This window comes from Streptomyces sp. NPDC006261 (assembly GCF_040613515.1).
Taxonomy (GTDB): Bacteria; Actinomycetota; Actinomycetes; order Streptomycetales; family Streptomycetaceae; genus Streptomyces.
Map to the genome: position 1 here is coordinate 13,864 of NZ_JBEXSI010000024.1, position 18,674 is coordinate 32,537.

The window sequence follows — 18,674 nt, forward strand, 5'->3', positions numbered from 1 at the left end:
GCCGTAGCCCTGAGAACGGGCGTCGCCTCAGGCCTTGTGCTGCGTCGACGAGCGGGCCGGGTTGCCCTGCTCCGCCGCCTTCGGGTCCTTCTCGCCGGCCGTCGCGCGTACGCCCTGCTCGACGCGCTTGCCGAGCATGCTGCCGACGTTCGGCCACGACTGGAAGGCGCGCTGGAGCACCGGCTCGGTCCCACCGTTCAGCAGGTGGCCGACGATGTCGTCCACCAGCCGGTCCCGCGCCACGTCGTCCAGGACCTCGCGGACCATGGTGCCCGCCTGGCCTTCGCTCCCTCTTGTCCGTCTTCCGCAGACGTGTCGGCGACGGCTCTTGCTGCGGCCGCCCTGCTGACCTTGTGCCCCTGCAGACAGACCACGCCTGATCGACCCGTGGGGGAAGGAGCCTCGCCGGGCCTCCGGGGCGCGTCAGCGGGACCGCTGGCCCGCGACCAGACGGTAGAGGAGCAGGACGATCACCGAGCCGACGATGGCGGCGATCCACGTCGACAGGCTGAAGAATCCGTCGATCGAGTCGACACCGAAGATCACCTTGCCCAGCCAGCCGCCCAGCAGGCCGCCCACGATGCCGATCACCATCGTGAGGAGGCAGCCCCCGGGGTCCTTGCCCGGAGTCAGCGCCTTGGCGATGAGTCCCGCGAACAGGCCGATGAGGATCCAGGCGATGATGCTCACGAAAGTCTCCCTTTACGTTGCCGACGTACCGGCGCCCCTGTGGCGCCCGGCCTCCTCCGCGTATCCCCGTAGCGGAAGCTCACACATCGGCCGGGCACGGTCCTCACTCCAGGGCTCCGTCATTCGCCGGGACGCGTCGCGGGGGACGGGCAGGGGGACGGGGGCCGGTGCGGGAGGAGGCCGGGGCCCTGGGCCGGCTCAGTCCAGGACCGCCGTCGCCTCGATCTCGACCAGGTGCTCCGGTACGTCCAGTGCCGCGACACCCACCAGCGTGCCCGGCGGGACCGGGGTGACGCCCAGCTTCTCCGCCGCCCGGGCCGCACCCTTCAGGAGCTGCGGCATCCTGTCGGGCGTCCAGCCGACGACGTACACCGTCAGCTTCACCACGTCGTCGAAGGAACCCCCGGCCCCGGCCAGGGCGGTGCCGATGTTGAGGTAGCACTGCTCCACCTGCGCGGCGAGGTCGCCCTCACCGACCGTGGTGCCGTCCGCGTCCCAGGCGACCTGCCCGGCGACGAAGACGAGCTTCGAGCCCGTCGCCACGGCGACCTGCCGGTACACACCGACCTTGGGCAGCCCCTCGGGATCCAGCAGAGTGATGGCCATGTTCCGTGCCTCCTCGTGTAGACCTCTCGGTCACTTGTGGTTACTCACAAACCGTAGGAGAGTCAGCGCTGACGTGGAAGAACGCACTTTTCGGTAACGGAGGAACCTCACGGTGACCAAGCAGTTCAGCGGCTCGCCCGACGACGCGGACCTCCGGCGCGCGGACTCACTGGCGCGGGAGATCTTCTCGGACGTCGCCAACAAGTGGGCACTCCTGATCATCGAAGCCCTCGGTGACCGCACCCGGCGCTTCAGCGAGGTGCTCAAGGAGGTCGACGGCATCAGCCACAAGATGCTCACCCAGAACCTGCGCATGCTGGAGCGCAACGGCCTGGCCGAGAGGACCGCGTACGCCACCGTGCCGCCGAAGGTCGAGTACACCCTCACCGAGCCGGGCCAGGGCCTGCGAGGCACGGTCCACCTCATGTGCGACTGGACCCAGGAGCACCTCGGCCACATCGAGGAGGCCCGCCGCCGGTTCACGAGCCCGTCCGACGCAACGCCCGGTCCCCTCCACGCGTCTGTACGGACGTGATCGATTTCCTTGATCCGTCCGATCCGGGCGACCCCGCGGACGACGAAGCGACCGTTCGGCCCGGCCCGTTGTGGCGCCACGCCCTGTGGGCGGTGGGCGTCGCCGCCCTCGGGGTGGGTATGGGCTGGGCCGGCTCACTGTTCCGCCTGGGCCCCGACGACTACGGGCTGCTCGCCGCCGCCCCGGGGTCGCCCTGGACGTACGTCGGCACCTGGGCCGTCACCGGCCTGGCCACCGCCGCCGTCCTGCGGGCCGCGGCGGCCAGGGTGCCGGTCCCCTCCCCGGGCACGATCGTTGTCCTCCTCCTCGTCATAGGCACGCGCCTTTCCCTGGGCTGGCGCCCGGAGACACCGGAGCTGGCCGCGATGGCGGCGGCCGCGCTGGCGCTGGCGGGCATCTGGGCGGCGACAGCCCTGCGGAACGGGAAGAGGGCCGAAGTGGCGCTCGTCCTCAGCCGCGCCGCCGAGCCTCCACCGCTGTACGGGTGTCCTCGGCGATCAGATCGCCGTTGATCGCGCCCGCCGCCATGAGCCCGGCAGCGGCGGCACCGATGACCTGTTCGGTGAGGCGGGTGACGTTGCCCGCCGCCCAGACACCGGGGACCTCCGTCGCGCCGACCGGGTCGGTGGGGATGTACGTGCCGATCACCTCACCGCCCATCTCCTGCGCGACCGGGACCAGACCCAGCGATTCGAGTACGGCCGAGCGGGCGGTGAAGCGAGCCTGGATCACGAGGGCCTCGCGCGCAATCACCCGGCCGCCCGCCAGGCGTACGCCGGTGAGGCGGTCGTCCGCGACCTCCAGGCCGGACACCTCGCCGTCCACCACGGCCACCCCGCGCGCGGCGAGCTGTTCGTACTCCTCGTCCGTCGGCTCCGGGCCCGTGTGGCGGAAGAGTGTGACGTCGTCGCTCCACTGCCGCCACATCAGCGCCTGATGTACGGCGAGGGGGCCGGTGGACAGCACCCCGATCGGGCGGTCCGCCACCTCGCGCCCGTGGCAGTACGGGCAGTGCAGCACCTCGCGTCCCCAGCGCTCGGCCAGCCCCGGCAGGGGCGGCAGCTCGTCCACCAACCCCGTGGTCACCAGGAGCCTGCGCGCCTCGACGGTGGAGCCGCCCTCCATCACCACCCGGAAGCCGCCCTTCTCCCCCGGCAACTGCTCGGCCGAGGCCACCCGGCCCTCGACGGTCTCCCCGCCGTACCCGGCCACCTCGCCCCGGCCGATCGCCAGGAGCTCCCCGGGCGGGGTCGACTCGCGGCCCAGGTAGTTGTGCACATGGGACGCGGGAGCGTTGCGGGGCTCTCCCGCATCGATCACCAGCACCGACCGCCGGGCCCGCGCCAGAGCCAGCGCCCCGCTCAGGCCGGCCGCCCCGCCTCCCACGATCACCACGTCGTACCGCTGCTGCTTCATGTCGGTCATGCGGACCACCTCCAGTTGATGGAGATAGTGCGCGCAGGCCAGTGGGAACGACAAATGGACTTGCCGGAATGGCAAGGATCACCCGAGACCGGACTGGCACCACACGGTCTTGCCGGGGTTCCGCTCAGCGGCCCCCCACTCGTCCGCCAATGCCCCGACCAGCAGCAGCCCGCGGCCGTCCTCGTCGCAACGGTGACGGCGGAACCTGCGTCGAAGTCGCCGCCCACCCCGCCGCCGTACACATCCGCGACTCCAGGTGACCGACGGACCCGTCCTCACCGTCGAGCCCGCCACCTGGAACGTCTTCATCCACGGCAGCAGCACCGCCCTCTGAGCAGCCGGACCCGCCCCGCTCCCGGCCGACAGCCAGGCCGAGAGCGGGGCGGTTCACGTCTGCGCGGGCGGTGTCAGTAGCGCGGCCGCAGCTCGTACACGCCTGGCTCGGCCGAGCCAGGCGCGCCCGCACGATGGGTGAGGACCACGCAGGCATCGCATACGCCCCTGGCCGTCAACCGGCGTCTTGCCCCCTATCGGCTCGGCCGATGGTCCGTCCGTTCCACCGGGATCCACAGCTCCGCCTCCGCCCGCTTCCCCTTCTCGCGCAGCCGCACCCGCAGGATCTCCGGGCCGGGCCGGGAGGCGTACGGGTTCGAGGGGAACCACTGGGTGAACACGTCCCGCCAGAGGTACTGGAGGGCCTGCGGGAACGGGCCCTCGCTTTCGAACACCGCCCACGAACCGGCCGGTACGGTGAGCGAGTCCAGGTCTGCCGGAAGCTCCTGCCGCCTCGTCACCACCCCGTGGTAGTAGTCCAGTTCAGTGCCCTCCGCCCGGCTCGGGTCGAGCTGGTCACTCACCCCCACCAGCCCGGCCGGCTCCTGGTCGGAGAGGGCCGCGATGCGGTTCAACTCCCTTGGGCCGATGCCACGGATGAACTCCGCGATGGCCTGATTCGGCCCCTCGTGGATCAGCGGTACGCGTGCCTTCCTCCCCACCACACGGAACTCCTCCTTCTCCACCAGCCTGTAGCGCATGGCCATGCTCCCTTCGACGACGAGCCGGAAGGTCAGGCGTTGCTGGGACCGCAGAACCGCACCGCTCCGCCGAGCCTCACCCGGCCCGATGCCGTGCACCGCACGGAAGGCGCGGGCGAAGCCCTCTCCCGTGTCGTAGCCGTACCGCACGGCCACGTCCAGCAGGCTCCGGTCCGGGGCGCCGAGCACCTCGGCGCCCGCGAGCGTCATACGGCGACGGCGGATGTACTCCGCCAGCGGAACGCCTGCCAGCGCGGAGAACATCCGGCGGAAGTGGTACTCCGAGGTCATCGCGATGCGCGCCAGCTCTGCGGCCTCGATGCGCGCACCGAGATGGGACTCGATGTGCTCCATGGCCTCGTTCAGTCGTTCCAGCAACCCTGTCCCGCCTTCCTTTCCCGTTCACCGTAGGAAGGGACCAGCCTGCCGGGCCCGACCGTCCGTGCCCGGTTCGGTCGGGAGGGGAAGCCGGGCATGCGAAAGGCGGCCCACCGGATCTTCCCGGTGGGCCGCCCTGTTGTCTGTCTGTCGGTTCAGCTGAACCGGGCGTCGGAGAGGGTGGTGGTCACCGTGCCCGCGGTGGAGGAGGTCGTCTCCGCCGCTCCGTCGACCAGCGCACCGAGTTCGCTGACGTTGTCCAGCGCGCCCAGGCTGATGGGCGGCTCGGCCGCGTGGGCGGTGTCCCCGCCTCCGGGGTGCGGGGCGATGGCGGCGATGACCGCTCCGGTGGCGAGGGTGACGGCGGCGAGAACGCTTCGCTTCTTCATGCCGGGTTCAACGGCTCAACGCCTGGAAAGGGCACGCCCTGAATTCCCGCGCCGTCAGCCGTGGCGGTTCCCGGCACCCGCCTGACTGCGGTCGGCCCGGCGCACCTCACCCGCGGCCAGCACCGCGCAGGAGGCGACGACGAGGAACACGCCCGGTACCGCGAGGAATATCCGGCGGCTACTCGGCAGCAGTGCCAGGTACTCGCTCTTCGCGACCTCGACCATGCGGTGCTCATGCGCGTCGTAGGCGACGTACCTGCCGTCCCTCACCTCGACGTCTCTCGAATCTTCCACCGCTGTGCCGGAAACCAGGAGGGCACCCACCGCGGCCAGGGCCGCAAGTCCCGCCTGTACCCTGCCGGGAAGACACCGGAACGCCTGCCGCAGTCCGCTCATGTGCGACCTCGTCAGGAGGACGCGTACGAACGCCGACATCCCCATCAGGAAGGCCGACGAGAACGCCGCCGGAACCACCCACCGCGGCTCGAACAACGGCAAGGTCCCCGGCACCCACGTGAGTGCGGCCAGCGCCAGGACCACTGCGCCCAGCCCGGCTGCGACGCCCCCGTGCAGTTTGCATGTCCACCCCATGGGCCGCAGCCTGGCACAGCGGCCGTTCCCCGGCCGCTGCCGGGGCCCACCTCGCCGTCGGCCGCCCGGACCCCGCCCCCTACCCTGTGCGCATGTCGGTCTACGCCCCCGCGGCGCTCCTCTTCCTCGTCTTCTGCGTGAGCGTGCTGCACGACCGCAGGAAGTTCAGCAACGCCGTCGTTCTGGGGCTCGCCGTGCTCTGCGCCCTGGCCGCCTGGCTCTACGAGCTCATCCGGTCCGAGTCCACCTCGGGCGCGGTCGCCGGCTGGTCGTTGCTCGTGCTGGGGGCGGTGGCCGTCCTCCTGCTGACCTACTTCCTGTCCGTCAACGGCGTACGGATGCTGCGCAAGGAGGGCAGGAGTCCGTCCAACCTGCTCTCGCTGGCCGCCGCCCTCGCCATCGTCGGGGTCGTCGCGCTGCTGGCCGCCGCCGTGAGCGTGCGGAATCCGGTGCTGATCGGGGTGGCGGCCGCCGCTGGTGGGCTGGCGCTCTACTTCTCGTTCCTGTTCCTGTGCTTCGTCTGCTACGCGTTCCTCTACGGGCGGCTGCGTGTGCGCCGCAAGGCCGACTTCGTGGTCGTGCTGGGGTCCGGGCTCATCGGCGGCACCACTGTGCCGCCTCTCCTCGCGAGCCGGCTGAAGCGAGGGCAGGACGTGCACGCGCGGCTCGCCAGGCGCGGGGGCTCCCCCGTGCTCATCACGTCGGGCGGGCAGGGGCCGGACGAGGAGCTTCCGGAGTCCCACGCCATGGCCGACCACCTGGTGGCCGAGGGGTTTCCGGCCCATCTGATCCGGCGGGAGGACCGGTCGACGTCGACCGAGGAGAACCTGCGGTTCAGTAAGGCGATCATGGAGGACGCGAAGCCCGACTACCGGTGCGTCGTCGTCACGAACAACTACCACGCCTTCCGCGCCGCCCTCACCGCCCGCCGGGTGCAGATCCGGGGGCAGGTCGTGGGCTCGCCCACCGCCGCCTACTTCTGGCCCAACGCCACTCTCCGCGAGTTCGCCGCCGTCCTCGTCGACTACAAGCGGACCAACGCGGTGCTGTGTCTGTTGATCGTCCTGGCCGGCGTGCTCGTCTGGTGGGCGGTTCGGTAACGGCTCCAGGCTCGCGGGACGCTAGAAGCCGCCTCCGTCGAAACCGCCGCCGCCGAACCCTCCGCCGTCGCCGAAGCCGCCTCCCCCGCCGAAGCCTGAGGAGTCGAAGTCGGAGCCGGAGAAGTCGCCGCCGCCCCATTCCCCGCCCGCACCGCCGCCGAAGTCACCGCCGCCGTACTCGGAGGCGTACGCCGGAGTGGCGAGCATGGAGCCGAGCATCGTGCCGACCAGCAGGCCGGGGAGCAGACCGCCGCCGAAGTAGCCGCCGGCCCAGGGGCCGTAGGCCGGGCCCGCCTCCCAGTACGGGCGACGGTTGCCGTCGCCGACGTCGACCGTCCGGCTCATGGGGTCCTCGCCCCGGGTCAGCCGGATCTCGTCGGCGCCGCAGACCGGGACCTCGCGGGACGCGCCGCCCGAAGGGGTCCACAGCACGTCGGTGACCGCGGGGCCGTGGCGTGGGTCGAAGAAGCACGGTGGGCGGCGGGCCGGGATCTCCGCCCCCGTGCGGCGGGCCTCCAGGACCGCGAGGGAGTAGCGGCCGTCCTCCAGGGACTGGGTGACCCCGCGGACGTCCGAGGGGTGCTCGGCCTCGGCCATCTTCGTCTTGGCGCTCTCGTAGGAGTCCAGGGCGCGTTCGTAGTCGCCGCGCATGGTGTCGTCGGCGCCCGGTTCGGCGGGGTGGAAGTCCAGGCGTTCCAGGGTCTCGCCGTACGCGGTGATGTCCTCGTCCACCACGACCCGCAGCTTGTCGAGGGCCGCTCGCTCCTCCTCCGCCTTCCGCTGCTTGTTGCGGCGGGAGATCGCGTACGCTCCCGCGCCGCCCGCCGCCACCAGGGCTCCGAGCGTGATCAGGCCGGAGACCGGGGCGCCGGGGTCGTCGGCCGTGCCCGAGCCGCCGGACCAGGAGGCGGGGGCGGTGCCCCGGGCCTGTTCGACGGCCCGGTCGACGAAGGCGTTGAGCTGGGCCGGTGCGTCGGTGTCGGTGGCCGGGTTCTCCACGGAGGCGGTCAGGTTCTCGACCGCCCTCGTGGGCATGACCTGTGGGTCCGCGCCCGCGTTGAAGCCGTCGCCCAGGCGTACGGCGTAGACGCCGGTGATGCCGGTGTCGTTGCGCAGGGCCCGGAGGAGGCCCTCCTCGGGGAAGGCCTCGGTGTCGGGCAGGACGGCGACGAAGACCGGCTTGTCCGCGTTCTCGATGGTGGCTTCCAGGGCCTTCTCGTCAGCGACGGAGAGCTGATCGCGGGCTGCCGGGTCCACATAGACCGGGTCCTCGCGCAGGGCCTGGGCGGCGTCGGTGATCGTCGCCGCGGGGGCGGCCGACGCAGGGGAGGTCAGGGCGAGTGCAGCCGCTGCGATGATGAGCAGCAGGCCCGCCAACAGCGTGGGGAAGAGCCTTTTCCTCATACTTAACGCTACTCCAGGCGGGCGACGAACGCCGTCGCCCGCCTGGAGCACCGGATCGCTAGGCGGCCTTGTACGCCGTTCGCAGCTTGGCCACCGCGCCCGTCAGGTCACCCTTCAGCAGCAGGTGGTCCGCCTCCGCGAACGGCTTGGAGACGCTCTGACCGAACTTTCCGTTGATCTTCTGCTGGACCAGCAGCCGGGCCTGGTCCACGATCGCCTTGCCCGCCGGGGTCCTCCCCAGCTTCGCCTTCTCCGCGACCTGCGCGGCGACGGCGAGGGCGGCCAGGGTCAGCTCGCCGCCGGCCGGGGGCTTGGTCAGGGTGGTCAGGCCCCAGCCGTACGGGAACTGCGGGTCGTACGCCGTGTCCCCGACGTTGATCGGGAGCTGCGCCTCCGACTTCGGCCAGGTCACCGGCAGCTGTCCGGTGAAGGCGCGCTTGCCGTAGAGCACGTCGGCCACGCCGTCGCCCTCGGAGCCCGGGAGCCACGAGGCCACCAGTGCGTTGATCTTGCCGAGCTGGTCGCCGATGAGCTGCGGGCGGCCCGAGACGATGAGGACCGCGCACTTCATGGCCGCGCAGACCTTGTCGACGGCGGCCTCGTCGGCGGCCGTCAGCTCCAGGTCGTGGCCGTTGCCGACGTCACCGATGCCTTCGGCGTACGGGGTCTCGCCGACGACCACGACACCCACGTCGTGACCGTCCGTGGCGGCCGAGGCGTCCTTGGAGTAGGTGACGGACTCGGGAGTCTCCGCCGCCTTCTTCATGCCCTCCAGGATCGTCGTGCCCGGGGTGGTCTTGCCGGACGATCCCTGCCAGCTGATCGTCCAGCCGCCGGCCTGGTTGCCGATGTCGTCGGCGTTGGACCCGGCGACGTACACCTTCTGGTTCGGCTTGAGCGGAAGGACCGCTCCCTCGTTCTTCAGCAGCACCTGCGACTTCGCGACCGCCTCACGGGCCACCGCGCGGTGCTCGGCCGAGCCGACCTTCGACAGGTGCGTGGTATCCGCGTACGGCTTCTCGAAGAGGCCGAGGCGGAACTTCTGGGTGAGGATGCGGGAGACCGCGTCGTCGATCCGGGCCTGGCTGATCCGGCCCGCCGCGACCTCCTCCATGAGCGTCTTGGTGAACTCCTGGTACGCGGTCGGGACCATGATCATGTCGAGTCCGGCGTTGACCGACGTACGCACGTCGCTCGGGTAGTCGCCGGGGATCTGGTCGATGGCCTGCCAGTCGCTGATGACGAAGCCCTCGAAGCCCATGCGGTCCTTGAGGACGCCGTTGATCATCTCGGCGTTGGCGTGCATCTTCACCGGGCCCTGGTCGTCGCCCAGGATGTCGAGCGAGGAGTACGAGGGCATGATCGTGCCCACGCCCCGCTTGACCGACTCCGCGAACGGCGACAGATGTACTGCCTCCAGCTCCTGGCGGGTGACCTTGGTGATGCCCTGGTCGATCGTGTACGAGCCGGTGGTGGCGGAGCCGTACTCGGTGCCGCCGTCGCCGACGAAGTGCTTCGCGCTGCCGAGCACCTTGTCGTTGCGGTGCAGGTCCTTGCCGGAGGGGGCGCCCTGCATGCCCTGGATGACCGTCTCCATGGCCTCGACCAGGGCCGGATCCTCACCGAACGCCTCGTAGGAGCGGCCCCAGCGGTCGTCGCGGGTGACGCAGACGCAGGGGGCGAAGTCCCACGGGACGCCGGTGGAGCGGACTTCCTTCGCGGTGATCGCGCCCGTTCTCTCGGCGCTCTTCGGATCGCGGCCCGCGCCGATGCCGATGTTGTGCGGCATGATCGTCGCGCCGATGACGTTGTTGTGGCCGTGCACCGCGTCCACGCCGTAGATCAGCGGGATCTGGAAGCGGGTGGCCTGGGCGCGCAGCTGGTAGGCGTCGACCATCTTGGCCCAGGCGGCGGCGGTGTTGGGGGTGGGGACCGAGCCGCCGCCGGAGAGCAGCGAGCCGAGGTCGTAGGCGGCGATGTCACCGGGCGTGCGCAGCGCGTTGCGCTCGGCCTGGGTCATCTGGCCGGCCTTCTCGGCGGGCGACATCCGTGCCAGCAGGTCCGCCACCCGCTGCTTCACCGGCAACTTGGCGTTCTGGTACGGGAGTCCGTGGGCGTCGATGACGACCTGCGGGTTCTCCTTGGGGGCCTTGGCGCCGGTGACGGTCAGCTCCAGGGGGATCGTCTTCGCCTCGGCAGGCTTGGACGCCTTCGCGGTGCGGACGGTGACCTTGTGGGTGGTGCCGGACGCGGTGCCCGCGGGGAAGGTGTGGCTGCCGGTGACCGGGGTGTAGTCCGTGCCCGCGACCGCCGTGCCGCCCTTGGTGGCGTACGAGACGGTGATCGGCTCCTCGGTGGGGACGGAGCCGGTCGTGGTGACGGAGAGGATGAGTTCGGCGCCGGCGCCGTTCTTCACCGGGCGGACGGCCGTGTCGGTGACGACGCTCGCGGTGAGCGCCGGGTCCGCCTTTCCGTACAGCTCCACGGCGTCCAGGGCGAAGCTGCCGGGGGCGCCGCCGGGCATGGTGAAGGCGTAGCCCCACATCTCGTTCAGGCCGAGGATCTGGTCGATACCGCCGACGGGCTGGTAGTCGGCCCGGTAGACGAAGTCCGCGAACGGGATCTCGACCAGCTGCCAGCCCTCCCAGTCGTCGGTGAAGGAGGTGGTCCACAGCTCGGACGCGCCGCCGTTGGCGCCGCCGTCCTTTATCTCGAAGTGGATGCGCTTGCCCGAACCGGGCGGCAGGGGTGCGGTGTTCTGGCCGTACCACCAGAAGCGGACGCCCTTGTGCGCGGTCCAGTTCTGCGGCGGGGTGTCCACGGCGAACTCGTGGCTGAACCCACCCCAGGCGCTGATGTCGTAGGAGCCTTCGAGGACCTGCTCGCCCTCGGGGGCGTCCGCGCGCTCGGCGAGCTTCAGCTGTGGGTGGTCGTCCGCATCGCCGCCCCAGGTGAAGATGGCGTCGGCGGGCGGGTTGCTGCCCAGCGGCACCTCGCCCTCGAAGCGGTCGATGAGCACGGGGGCCGGGTCGTCGGCGGCGGCCTGGCTGGGCGCCGCGCCGGCGAGCAGGGTGGCCAGGACCGCGGCGGCGGCCAGGGCGGCTGTCGCGGGTCTGCTTCTGCCCTTGCGGGGGCGGGGGTACAGGGTGGGAGGCATTTTTGAGAGCGCTCTCATCTTGGGGACGGGTGGGCCGAACGGTGTTATGGATCAGTGGTGTTGGCGCATCGCACGGTGGAGACCCGGGTGAGCCGGGATGTTACCGCTCCTCGCCCCGGGTGAGCCGGATCGTGTCGCGGTACCACTTGGCTCTGTCCTTGAGCGTGCGGGTCTGGGTGGCGTAGTCGACGCGGACGATGCCGAACCGCTTGTCGTAGCCGTAGGCCCACTCGAAGTTGTCCATCAGCGACCAGGCGAAGTAGCCCCGGACGTCGGCTCCTCGGCCGCGGGCGGCGGCGACGGCGTCGATGTGGTCGGCGAGGTAGGCGGTGCGGTCGGCGTCGGGGACCGAGCCGTCGGCGGCCACGGTGTCGTCGAAGGCGGCGCCGTTCTCGGTGATGACGGTCGGGAGCCCGTAATCCTGCTCCAACCGCACCAGCAGGTGGGTGAGTTCGGTGGGCGTGATCTCCCAGTCCATGGCCGTACGCGGCAGGTCCCGCTCCACCATGCGGACCACGGGAAGCCCTTCGGCGTCGGCCGTCGATCCGTCCTCGGTGGTGCCGGAGAACTGCATGCCCCGGTAGAAGTTGACGCCGAGGACGTCGAGGGGCGTGGAGATGGCCGCGAAGTCGCCTGCCTGTACGGGGAGTTCGACGCTCCGGGCGGCCAGGTCCGCGACGACGTCCTCGGGGTAGCGGCCGTGGACGATCGGGTCCAGGTAGAGGCGGGTGCCCATGCCGTCGGCGCGGCGGCACGCGTCACGGTCGGCCTCGCTGGGGGTCTCCGGGGTGGCGGTACCCAGGTTGAGGGTGATGCCGAGCTCCAGCGGGGCACTCCCCGCCGCCTCCCGCATCGCCCCCGCGGCGAGACCGTGGCCCAGGAGCAGGTGGTGGACGGCGTGCATCGAGGCACCGAAGTCCGTGCGGCCGGGGGCGTGGACGCCGTACGCGTAACCGAGCATCGCCGAGCACCAGGGCTCGTTCAGCGTGGTCCAGTGCTCGACCCGGTCGCCGAGGGCCTCGTACGCGAGCAAGGCGTACTCCGCGAACCGCAGGGACGTGTCCCGCGCGGGCCAGCCGCCCGCGTCCTCCAGCTCCTGCGGCAGGTCCCAGTGGTAGAGGGTGATCCAGGGGGTGACGCCCCGCCCCTGGAGCTCGTCGACCAGCCGCTTGTAGAAGTCGAGCCCCTTCGCGTTCGCCGGGCCCCGGCCGCCCGGCTGGATGCGCGGCCAGGCGAGCGAGAAGCGGTAGGTGTCGACGCCGAGGCCCGCGATCAGCTCCACGTCCTGCTCCATCCGGTGGTAGTGGTCGCAGGCCACATCCCCGCTCTCGCCGCCCTCGACGGCTCCGGGCACCTGGCAGAAGGTGTCCCAGATGGAGGGGGTGCGGCCGTCCTCGGCGGCCGCTCCCTCGATCTGGTACGAGGAGGTGGCGACGCCCCATCGGAAGCCGGCCGGGAGCCCGCGTACCGCGGCGGGCCGAAGGATGCGCTGCGGGGTGCTGGCGAGGTTCATCCGTTCTCCGTACGTAGGGGCCTGGTCGGGTGGGGACCGCCTGGTCAGGCGTGCAGGTGGCAGGCGACCGTGCGGCGGCCGGCGGTGGGTGACAGCGCCGGAGCGGCCAGCAGCGGGACCCGTACGTCGCACGGCTCGAAGGCCTTGCCGCAGCGCGGGTGGAACGCGCAGCCGGCCGGCATCGCGGACAGGTGCGGGGGTGAGCCAGGGATGCCGGTCAGCTCGCGGCGCGGGCCGTGGAGCGCGGGGAAGGAGTGGAGCAGCCCGTCGCTGTAGGGGTGGCGGGGGTCGCGGTAGATCTCCGCCGCACCCGCCTCCTCCACGATGCGGCCCCCGTACATGATCGCGATCCGGTCCGAGAATTCGATCAGGAGCGAGATGTCGTGGGTGATGAACACGACGGAGAAGCTGAGCTGTTCCCTCAACCGGACGAGCCGCCGCAGGATCTGGCGCTGCATCACGACGTCGAGCGCGGTCGTCGGCTCGTCCATGACGACGATCTCGGGTTCCAGGGCGAGCGCCATCGCGATCATCACGCGCTGCCGCATCCCGCCGGAGAGCTGGTGCGGGTAGGCGGCGAGCCGGTCGGCGGAGATGCCGACGAGGCTGAGCAACTCCATCGCGCGGTCCGTCCGCCGGGCCTTCTTCAGTTCGGGGCGGTGGGCTTTCAGGACGTCGGTGAGCTGGCTGTGGACGGTGTGCACCGGGTTGAGGGAGTTCATCGCCCCCTGGAACACGATGGACAGCTCCTGCCAGCGGAAGGCACGCAGCTGCTCCGGGGAGAGCGAGAGGATGTCGAGCCGGTCGCCGCCCGGCCGGTGGTAGTGGACCTCACCGCCGGTGATCACCCCGGGCGGTGGGAGCAGCCGGGTCACGGCGTACGCGAGGGTCGACTTCCCGGACCCCGACTCCCCTGCCAGGCCCAGGACTTCGCCTCGATGGAGGGTGAGGTCGATGTCCCGCAGGGCGTGCACGGCCCGCTCGTCGGTGCCGTAGTCGACGTTCAGTCCGCTGATGGTGAGGACCGGCTCGGCGCTCATGGGCGCGGCTCCTTGCTGCTGCTGTGCTTGCTGTGTCTGCCGTTGCCGGTCGCCGAGGTGCGGGCGACGGGGGTGAAGCCGACGCGCATCTTCACCTTCCGGGAAGAGCCGGTGGCGGTGCGCAGGCGTGGGTTGACGAACTCGTCGATGCCGAAGTTGATCAGGGCGAGTGCGGTGCCCAGCAGGGCGATGCAGAGGCCGGCCGGGACGAACCACCACCAGGCGCCCTGGGCGAGGGCCTGGTTGGACTGGGCCCAGAAGAGGACCGTGCCCCAGTTCCAGTGCGAGATGTCCGCGACGCCGATGAAGGCGAGGGTGATCTCGGTGAGGACGGCGAAGATGACCGTGCCGACGAAGCCGGAGGCGATCACCGCGGTGAGGTTCGGCATGATCTCGAAGAGGATGATCCGCCAGGTCGACTCGCCGGTGGCGCGGGCGGCCTCCACGTAGTCGCGGCGGCGCAGCGACAGCGTCTGGGCGCGCAGGATGCGCGATCCCCAGGCCCAGGAGGTCAGAGCGATGGCGAAGGCGATGAGCAGGTCGCCGGTGTCCGGGACGAAGCTCGCGACGATGATGATCAGCGGGAGTCCGGGCAGCACCAGGAAGATGTTGGCGAGCGCGGAGAGGATCTCGTCGACGGCCCCGCCGATGAACCCGGCGGTGACCCCGATGAGGACCGAGAGCACGGTGGCGATGACCGCCGCGACGAAGCCGACGATCAGGACGCCCCGGGTGCCGACCAGGATCTGGGACAGGACGTCCTGCCCGGTGTGCGTGGTGCCGAACCAGTGCGCACCGGAAGGCGGTTGGAGGAGCCGGCCGCTCATCGCGTCGGGGTCGTACGGGGCGATCCACGGGCCGATGACGGCCAGCAGGACGAAGAACGCGAGCATGAGCAGCCCGGTACGGGTCTTGCCCCCGCGCAGGAACCGGAGCCGGGCCCGGCGGGTGGGCGCCTCGGGTGCGGGCGGGCCGTCCAGGACGGCGGCATCGGTGGCGGTGATGGACATGGGGACCTACGCCTCCTTCCGGGTGCGGGGGTCCAGGGCGGCGTAGACGAGGTCGGCGAGCAGGTTGGCGGCCAGGACGGAGAGCGTGATGATCAGGAAGACGCCCTGCATCAGCGGGTAGTCCTTGGCGCCGACCGCCTGGAGCAGCTGGAAGCCGATGCCCGGATAGGTGAAGACCATCTCGACCAGCAGCGTGCCGCCGACGATGAAGCCCAGGGAGAGGGCGAAGCCGGAGATGTTGGGGAGGACCGCGTTGCGGGCCGCGTAACCGAACATCACGCGCCGCTCGGAGAGGCCCTTGGCCTGCGCCACCATCACGTAGTCCTCGGAGGAGACGGTGACCATCATGTTCCGCATGCCGAGGATCCAGCCGGCCACGGCGCTCAGCACGATCGTCACGCCGGGGAGGAACGCGTGGTAGAGGGCGCTGGAGATGAACGGCCAGTCGAAGGCCGGGACGAGGCTGTTGTCGTAGCCGCCGGAGTTCGGGAAGAGGGACCACTTCTCGGCGAACAGGGCGATCGCGATGAGGCCGAGCCAGAAGTAGGGGATGGAGGAGATGAAGGTGGTGACGGGCAGCAGTCCGTCCAGCCACGAGCCGCGCTTCCAGCCGCTGTAGACGCCGATGCCGGTACCGAGGATGAAGCTGAGCAGCGTGGTGACGCCGACCAGGGCGAGCGTCCACGGCAGGGACTGGACGATCACCTCGCTGACCGGGGTCGGGAAGAAGGTGAAGGAGAGGCCGAGGTCGCCGTCGAGGAGGTGGGCCCAGTAGTCGGTGTACTGCTGCCAGAGCGACTGCTGCTTGTCGAGGCCGAAGAGGGCCTTGAGGGAGTCGATGGCCTTGGTGTCGAGCTGGCCCTGGTAGCGGCTGAGCAGCGCCTGGACGGGGTCGCCGGGCATCAGGCGCGGGATGAGGAAGTTGATGGTGATGGCGGCCCAGGCGGTGACGGCGTAGAAGGCGAGCCGTTGGAGGAGGTACTTCACCGGGAGACCTCCTCGACCGCTGCGGTCGCACTCGCACTCGTGCCGTCGTACAGCCAGCACGCCGCCCACTGCCCGTCCGCCAGGTCGAAGCGCGGCGGGAGTTCGGTGCGGCAGCGCTCCATGGCCTTCGGGCAGCGCGGGTGGAAGCGGCAGCCGGCCGGCGGGGCGATGAGGGAGGGTGGCTCGCCGGAGCCGGTCTCCTCCTGTTCCTCTTCGGCGACGACCCGGTCGGGGTCGGGCGCGGAGGCGATGAGGAGCTGGGTGTAGGGGTGGGCGGGGCGCTGGGTGACGGTCTCGCTGTCGCCGCCCTCGACGATCCGGCCCGCGTACATCACCAGGGTGGTGTCCGCGAAGTAGCGGGCGGAGGCGATGTCGTGGGTGATGTAGAGGATCGCCAGGTGCAGGCGCTCCTTGAGGTCGCGGAGCAGGTTGAGGACCCCGAGCCGGATCGACACGTCGAGCATGGAGACGGGCTCGTCGGCGAGGAGGACCTGCGGGTCGGCGCCGAGGGCGCGGGCGATGGCGACGCGCTGGCGCTGGCCACCGGAGAGCTCGTGCGGGAACTTGTCCAGGAACTGCTGGGGCGGGGTGAGCTGGACCCGGTTCAGCAGGTCGGCCAGGGCCTGTTCCAGCTCCTTGTCCCCGCTGCCGGCCCGGTCGTGGATCTTCAGGGCGCGGGTCAGGTGGTAGCGCACGGTGTGCACCGGGTTCAGCGAGGCGAACGGGTCCTGGAAGATCAGCTGGACCCGGCGTACGTAGCGGCGGAAGGACCGGCCACGACCGGCCACGACCGGCTCGCCGCCCAGCCGTATCTCGCCCGAGGTGAGCGGGTGGAGCTGGGCGAGCAGACGGGCGACGGTGGACTTGCCCGAGCCGGACTCCCCCACCAGGGCCGTGACGGTGCCGCGCCTGAGCTGGAGCGAGACGTCGTCGACGGCGCGGACGCTGCGGCGCCGGCGGGCGAACAGGTCGCGCGCGGTGCGGCGCAGGGGAAAGTGCTTGGTGACCCCGCGCGCTTCCAGCACCACGTCGGTGCCGGTGCGCACGGTCTCGGACTGATCGGTGGTCATGGCCGGTTCTTCCCCGTGCTTACTTGGCGGGCGTGAGGTTCAGCACGATCTCCAGCGCGCTGGGCTGGGTGTGCTGCGGCGGGGCGTACGGGTTGGCCTCGGTGGGCCAGCCGATCCAGTTCTTCGTGGAGTACTCGGCGCCGATGGGGGCGGCGGCCGTCGGGATGACGGGGGCCTGCTCGACGAAGATCCTCTGGAGGGTGTGGAGCGCCTTCGTGCGGGTCCCCTCGTCCTTGGCGCCCGCGTACTCCTTGAGGGCGGTGGTGGCCTCGTCGCTCTTGAAACGGCCGAAGTTGCCCGTCTGGGAGCTCTTGCCGATGGGCTGGAGGATCGCCCCGTCCATGATGTTCTGGTACATGTCGTAGGGCGTCGCGCCGCTGTTGGTCCAGTGCAGGGTGGCGTCGAAGTTGCCGTTGGCCACGTCCACGCCCCAGGCCTCGGCGGTCTGGGTCTTGACCTTGGCCTCGATGCCGAGCTGCTTGATGTTGTCCTTGATGATGGCGAGACCGGTGATGTAGTCGTTCCAGCCGGCCGGGTCGGTGAAGGTGAGCGTCACCGGCTTGCCGGACGGGTCCTTGAGCACCCCGCCGCTGAGCTCGAAGCCGGCCTCGTCGAGCAGTCTCTTCGCTCCGGCGACATCGGGCTTGGTGATCGCGCCCTGGTACTCGGGAGCCAGGAAGGGCTCACCGGCGGGGAGCGGGATGCCCGTCGGGTTGGTGATCTCCGGGTAGAGCGTGGCCTGGGCCTGGATGTGGATGGCCTTGCGGTCGACGACCATCGCCATCGCCTTGCGCAGCGCCGGGTTGTCGAAGGGCTTGCGGGCGGTGTTGAACCAGAGGCCGTGGATGCCGAGGCCGGAGGGGAACCACAGCTTGTGGTTCTTGGGGTCCTTGTCGATAAAGAGCTGCTTGTGGTTCGGCATGAAGACGAAGGACCACTCGACCTTGCCGGTGGCCAGCGCGGTGGTCGCCGCGCTGTTGTCGTTGTACGCGGTGTAGCGCAGCTCCTTGACCTTCGTCCTGCCGTTCCAGTAGGTCGGCGTGGCGATCAGGGTGGTGGTCTGCGGGGTGAACGTCTTGAGTTTGTACGGGCCGGAGCCGACGGGTGTGCGGTTGGGCCAGGTCTCCGGGTTCTCGACCTTCTCCCAGATGTGCTTGGGCACGATGAAGGTCTGGATGATCTTGTTCTGGTTGACGAACTGGGACTCCTTGAAGGTCAGAACGACCTTCCCGTCCTCGACCGCGATCCCGTCGAAGGGGATGCCGTTGCCGTTGAGCGCGGGATGCTTCTTCAGGAGGTTGAAGGTGTACTCCACGTCGGCCGCCGTCAGGGGCTTCCCGTCGGCCCACTTCGCCCGGTCGTCCAGGGTGAAGGTGACCTTGGTGAAGTTGGACTCCCACTCCCAGTCGGTGGCGAGCCAGGGGTCCGCCTTGTCGGTGGGCTTGATCATGTTCGTCATGGCCAGCGGCTCGTAGATCATGTACCGGTAGCCGAGCGTGGCGCCCGCCGAGGTGTTGAGGAACGGGTTGCTGTTGTTGGTCTGCGGCCCGTCCGGCTTGCCGAGGGTCAGCACGCCGGTGGCGGAGCCGCCGCCCTTGTTGGCACCCGAGTTGGCGTTCGAGCAGCCGGCGGCGAGGGCGATCACGACGGTGGCTGCGGCGACCGCTCTGAGCGTGGTGCGACGGCGTGACGACATGGCGACTCCAGGAAAGGGCTGCCGGGTCGGGGCGATCCGGCGGGCGGAA

Annotated in this window: 17 protein-coding genes and 2 pseudogenes; 3 read left to right on the top strand and 16 right to left on the bottom strand. The window is 70.6% G+C overall.

Translation table 11 applies throughout. The features are described from left to right. Nucleotides 1-27: 27 nt before the first annotated feature. From ABZ154_RS17640 to ABZ154_RS17650, 3 genes and pseudogenes are all read right to left on the bottom strand, one after another. Nucleotides 28-282: pseudogene (locus ABZ154_RS17640) on the bottom strand (catalase-related domain-containing protein); the annotation flags it as partial. Between the two features lie 141 nt (nt 283-423). Beyond that, complete coding sequence (locus tag ABZ154_RS17645; protein WP_356833533.1) at nt 424-690, bottom strand: GlsB/YeaQ/YmgE family stress response membrane protein; 267 nt, start codon at nt 688-690, stop codon at nt 424-426. A 198-nt stretch (nt 691-888) separates the two neighbouring features. Next, entirely contained in the window at nt 889-1,296 is a 408-nt protein-coding gene (locus tag ABZ154_RS17650; RefSeq protein ID WP_356833535.1) for a RidA family protein, read from the bottom strand. A 112-nt stretch (nt 1,297-1,408) separates the two neighbouring features. Here ABZ154_RS17650 and ABZ154_RS17655 point away from each other — a divergent pair, with 112 nt between their 5' ends. Beyond that, nucleotides 1,409-1,831, top strand: coding sequence for a helix-turn-helix domain-containing protein (locus ABZ154_RS17655; protein WP_356833537.1), 423 nt, complete (start codon nt 1,409-1,411; stop codon nt 1,829-1,831). Continuing rightward, nucleotides 1,831-2,343: a hypothetical protein gene (locus tag ABZ154_RS17660; RefSeq protein WP_356833679.1), complete on the top strand. Its 513-nt coding sequence runs from the start codon at nt 1,831-1,833 to the stop codon at nt 2,341-2,343. The genes ABZ154_RS17655 and ABZ154_RS17660 overlap by 1 nt, the downstream gene beginning before the upstream one ends. On the opposite strand, the gene ABZ154_RS17665 is transcribed toward ABZ154_RS17660, so the two are convergent. From ABZ154_RS17665 to ABZ154_RS17685, 5 genes and pseudogenes are all read right to left on the bottom strand, one after another. Beyond that, nucleotides 2,282-3,247: an NAD(P)/FAD-dependent oxidoreductase gene (locus ABZ154_RS17665; RefSeq protein ID WP_356833681.1), complete on the bottom strand. Its 966-nt coding sequence runs from the start codon at nt 3,245-3,247 to the stop codon at nt 2,282-2,284. The genes ABZ154_RS17660 and ABZ154_RS17665 overlap by 62 nt on opposite strands. An 87-nt stretch (nt 3,248-3,334) precedes the next feature. Beyond that, nucleotides 3,335-3,442: pseudogene (locus ABZ154_RS17670) on the bottom strand (ATP-binding protein); the annotation flags it as partial. 341 nt (nt 3,443-3,783) lie between these two features. Next, on the bottom strand, nt 3,784-4,668 hold the full coding sequence (locus ABZ154_RS17675; protein WP_356833539.1) for an AraC family transcriptional regulator: 885 nt from the start codon (nt 4,666-4,668) through the stop codon (nt 3,784-3,786). Nucleotides 4,669-4,823: 155 nt separating this feature from the next. Further along, nucleotides 4,824-5,057 (bottom strand): hypothetical protein, encoded by a 234-nt coding sequence (locus tag ABZ154_RS17680; protein WP_093692595.1) that lies wholly within the window; start codon nt 5,055-5,057, stop codon nt 4,824-4,826. A gap of 54 nt (nt 5,058-5,111) precedes the next feature. After that, on the bottom strand, nt 5,112-5,648 hold the full coding sequence (locus ABZ154_RS17685) for a hypothetical protein (protein WP_356833542.1): 537 nt from the start codon (nt 5,646-5,648) through the stop codon (nt 5,112-5,114). A gap of 92 nt (nt 5,649-5,740) precedes the next feature. Between ABZ154_RS17685 and ABZ154_RS17690 the strand changes: the two genes are divergently transcribed. Further along, complete coding sequence (locus ABZ154_RS17690; protein WP_356833544.1) at nt 5,741-6,748, top strand: YdcF family protein; 1,008 nt, start codon at nt 5,741-5,743, stop codon at nt 6,746-6,748. A 21-nt stretch (nt 6,749-6,769) separates the two neighbouring features. Here ABZ154_RS17690 and ABZ154_RS17695 read toward each other — a convergent pair whose 3' ends face one another. The 8 genes from ABZ154_RS17695 to ABZ154_RS17730 all read right to left on the bottom strand — a co-directional run bounded on the left by ABZ154_RS17695 (nt 6,770) and on the right by ABZ154_RS17730 (nt 18,625). Further along, complete coding sequence (locus ABZ154_RS17695; protein WP_356833546.1) at nt 6,770-8,152, bottom strand: hypothetical protein; 1,383 nt, start codon at nt 8,150-8,152, stop codon at nt 6,770-6,772. A gap of 58 nt (nt 8,153-8,210) precedes the next feature. Further along, the gene (locus ABZ154_RS17700; protein WP_356833548.1) at nt 8,211-11,309 is read right to left on the bottom strand and encodes a glycoside hydrolase family 3 N-terminal domain-containing protein; all 3,099 of its coding nucleotides are present in this window, start codon (nt 11,307-11,309) and stop codon (nt 8,211-8,213) included. A gap of 100 nt (nt 11,310-11,409) precedes the next feature. After that, on the bottom strand, nt 11,410-12,822 hold the full coding sequence (locus ABZ154_RS17705) for a GH1 family beta-glucosidase (protein ID WP_356833551.1): 1,413 nt from the start codon (nt 12,820-12,822) through the stop codon (nt 11,410-11,412). Between the two features lie 44 nt (nt 12,823-12,866). Beyond that, a complete protein-coding gene (locus ABZ154_RS17710) occupies nt 12,867-13,862 on the bottom strand; it encodes an ABC transporter ATP-binding protein (protein ID WP_356833553.1) in 996 nt (331 codons plus the stop codon). Further along, nucleotides 13,859-14,872, bottom strand: coding sequence for an ABC transporter permease (locus ABZ154_RS17715; RefSeq protein WP_356833555.1), 1,014 nt, complete (start codon nt 14,870-14,872; stop codon nt 13,859-13,861). The genes ABZ154_RS17710 and ABZ154_RS17715 overlap by 4 nt, the downstream gene beginning before the upstream one ends. 6 nt (nt 14,873-14,878) lie before the next feature. Then, nucleotides 14,879-15,859, bottom strand: coding sequence for an ABC transporter permease (locus ABZ154_RS17720; RefSeq protein ID WP_356833557.1), 981 nt, complete (start codon nt 15,857-15,859; stop codon nt 14,879-14,881). Continuing rightward, nucleotides 15,856-16,929, bottom strand: coding sequence for an ABC transporter ATP-binding protein (locus ABZ154_RS17725; RefSeq protein ID WP_356833559.1), 1,074 nt, complete (start codon nt 16,927-16,929; stop codon nt 15,856-15,858). Before ABZ154_RS17725 ends, ABZ154_RS17720 begins: the two co-directional genes overlap by 4 nt. Nucleotides 16,930-16,948: 19 nt before the next feature. After that, nucleotides 16,949-18,625: an ABC transporter substrate-binding protein gene (locus ABZ154_RS17730; protein WP_356833561.1), complete on the bottom strand. Its 1,677-nt coding sequence runs from the start codon at nt 18,623-18,625 to the stop codon at nt 16,949-16,951. Nucleotides 18,626-18,674: the final 49 nt, after the last annotated feature.

What these genes read in the sequence shown, in the direction of transcription:
- ABZ154_RS17710 (WP_356833553.1), bottom strand. Translation starts at nt 13,862, where the DNA reads ATGAGCGCCGAGCCGGTCCTCACCATCAGCGGACTGAACGTCGACTAC.
- ABZ154_RS17715 (WP_356833555.1), bottom strand. Translation starts at nt 14,872, where the DNA reads ATGTCCATCACCGCCACCGATGCCGCCGTCCTGGACGGCCCGCCCGCA.
- ABZ154_RS17650 (WP_356833535.1), bottom strand. Translation starts at nt 1,296, where the DNA reads ATGGCCATCACTCTGCTGGATCCCGAGGGGCTGCCCAAGGTCGGTGTG.
- ABZ154_RS17695 (WP_356833546.1), bottom strand. Translation starts at nt 8,152, where the DNA reads ATGAGGAAAAGGCTCTTCCCCACGCTGTTGGCGGGCCTGCTGCTCATC.
- ABZ154_RS17690 (WP_356833544.1), top strand. Translation starts at nt 5,741, where the DNA reads ATGTCGGTCTACGCCCCCGCGGCGCTCCTCTTCCTCGTCTTCTGCGTG.
- ABZ154_RS17680 (WP_093692595.1), bottom strand. Translation starts at nt 5,057, where the DNA reads ATGAAGAAGCGAAGCGTTCTCGCCGCCGTCACCCTCGCCACCGGAGCG.
- ABZ154_RS17705 (WP_356833551.1), bottom strand. Translation starts at nt 12,822, where the DNA reads ATGAACCTCGCCAGCACCCCGCAGCGCATCCTTCGGCCCGCCGCGGTA.
- ABZ154_RS17700 (WP_356833548.1), bottom strand. Translation starts at nt 11,309, where the DNA reads ATGCCTCCCACCCTGTACCCCCGCCCCCGCAAGGGCAGAAGCAGACCC.
- ABZ154_RS17685 (WP_356833542.1), bottom strand. Translation starts at nt 5,648, where the DNA reads ATGGGGTGGACATGCAAACTGCACGGGGGCGTCGCAGCCGGGCTGGGC.
- ABZ154_RS17665 (WP_356833681.1), bottom strand. Translation starts at nt 3,247, where the DNA reads ATGAAGCAGCAGCGGTACGACGTGGTGATCGTGGGAGGCGGGGCGGCC.
- ABZ154_RS17730 (WP_356833561.1), bottom strand. Translation starts at nt 18,625, where the DNA reads ATGTCGTCACGCCGTCGCACCACGCTCAGAGCGGTCGCCGCAGCCACC.
- ABZ154_RS17725 (WP_356833559.1), bottom strand. Translation starts at nt 16,929, where the DNA reads ATGACCACCGATCAGTCCGAGACCGTGCGCACCGGCACCGACGTGGTG.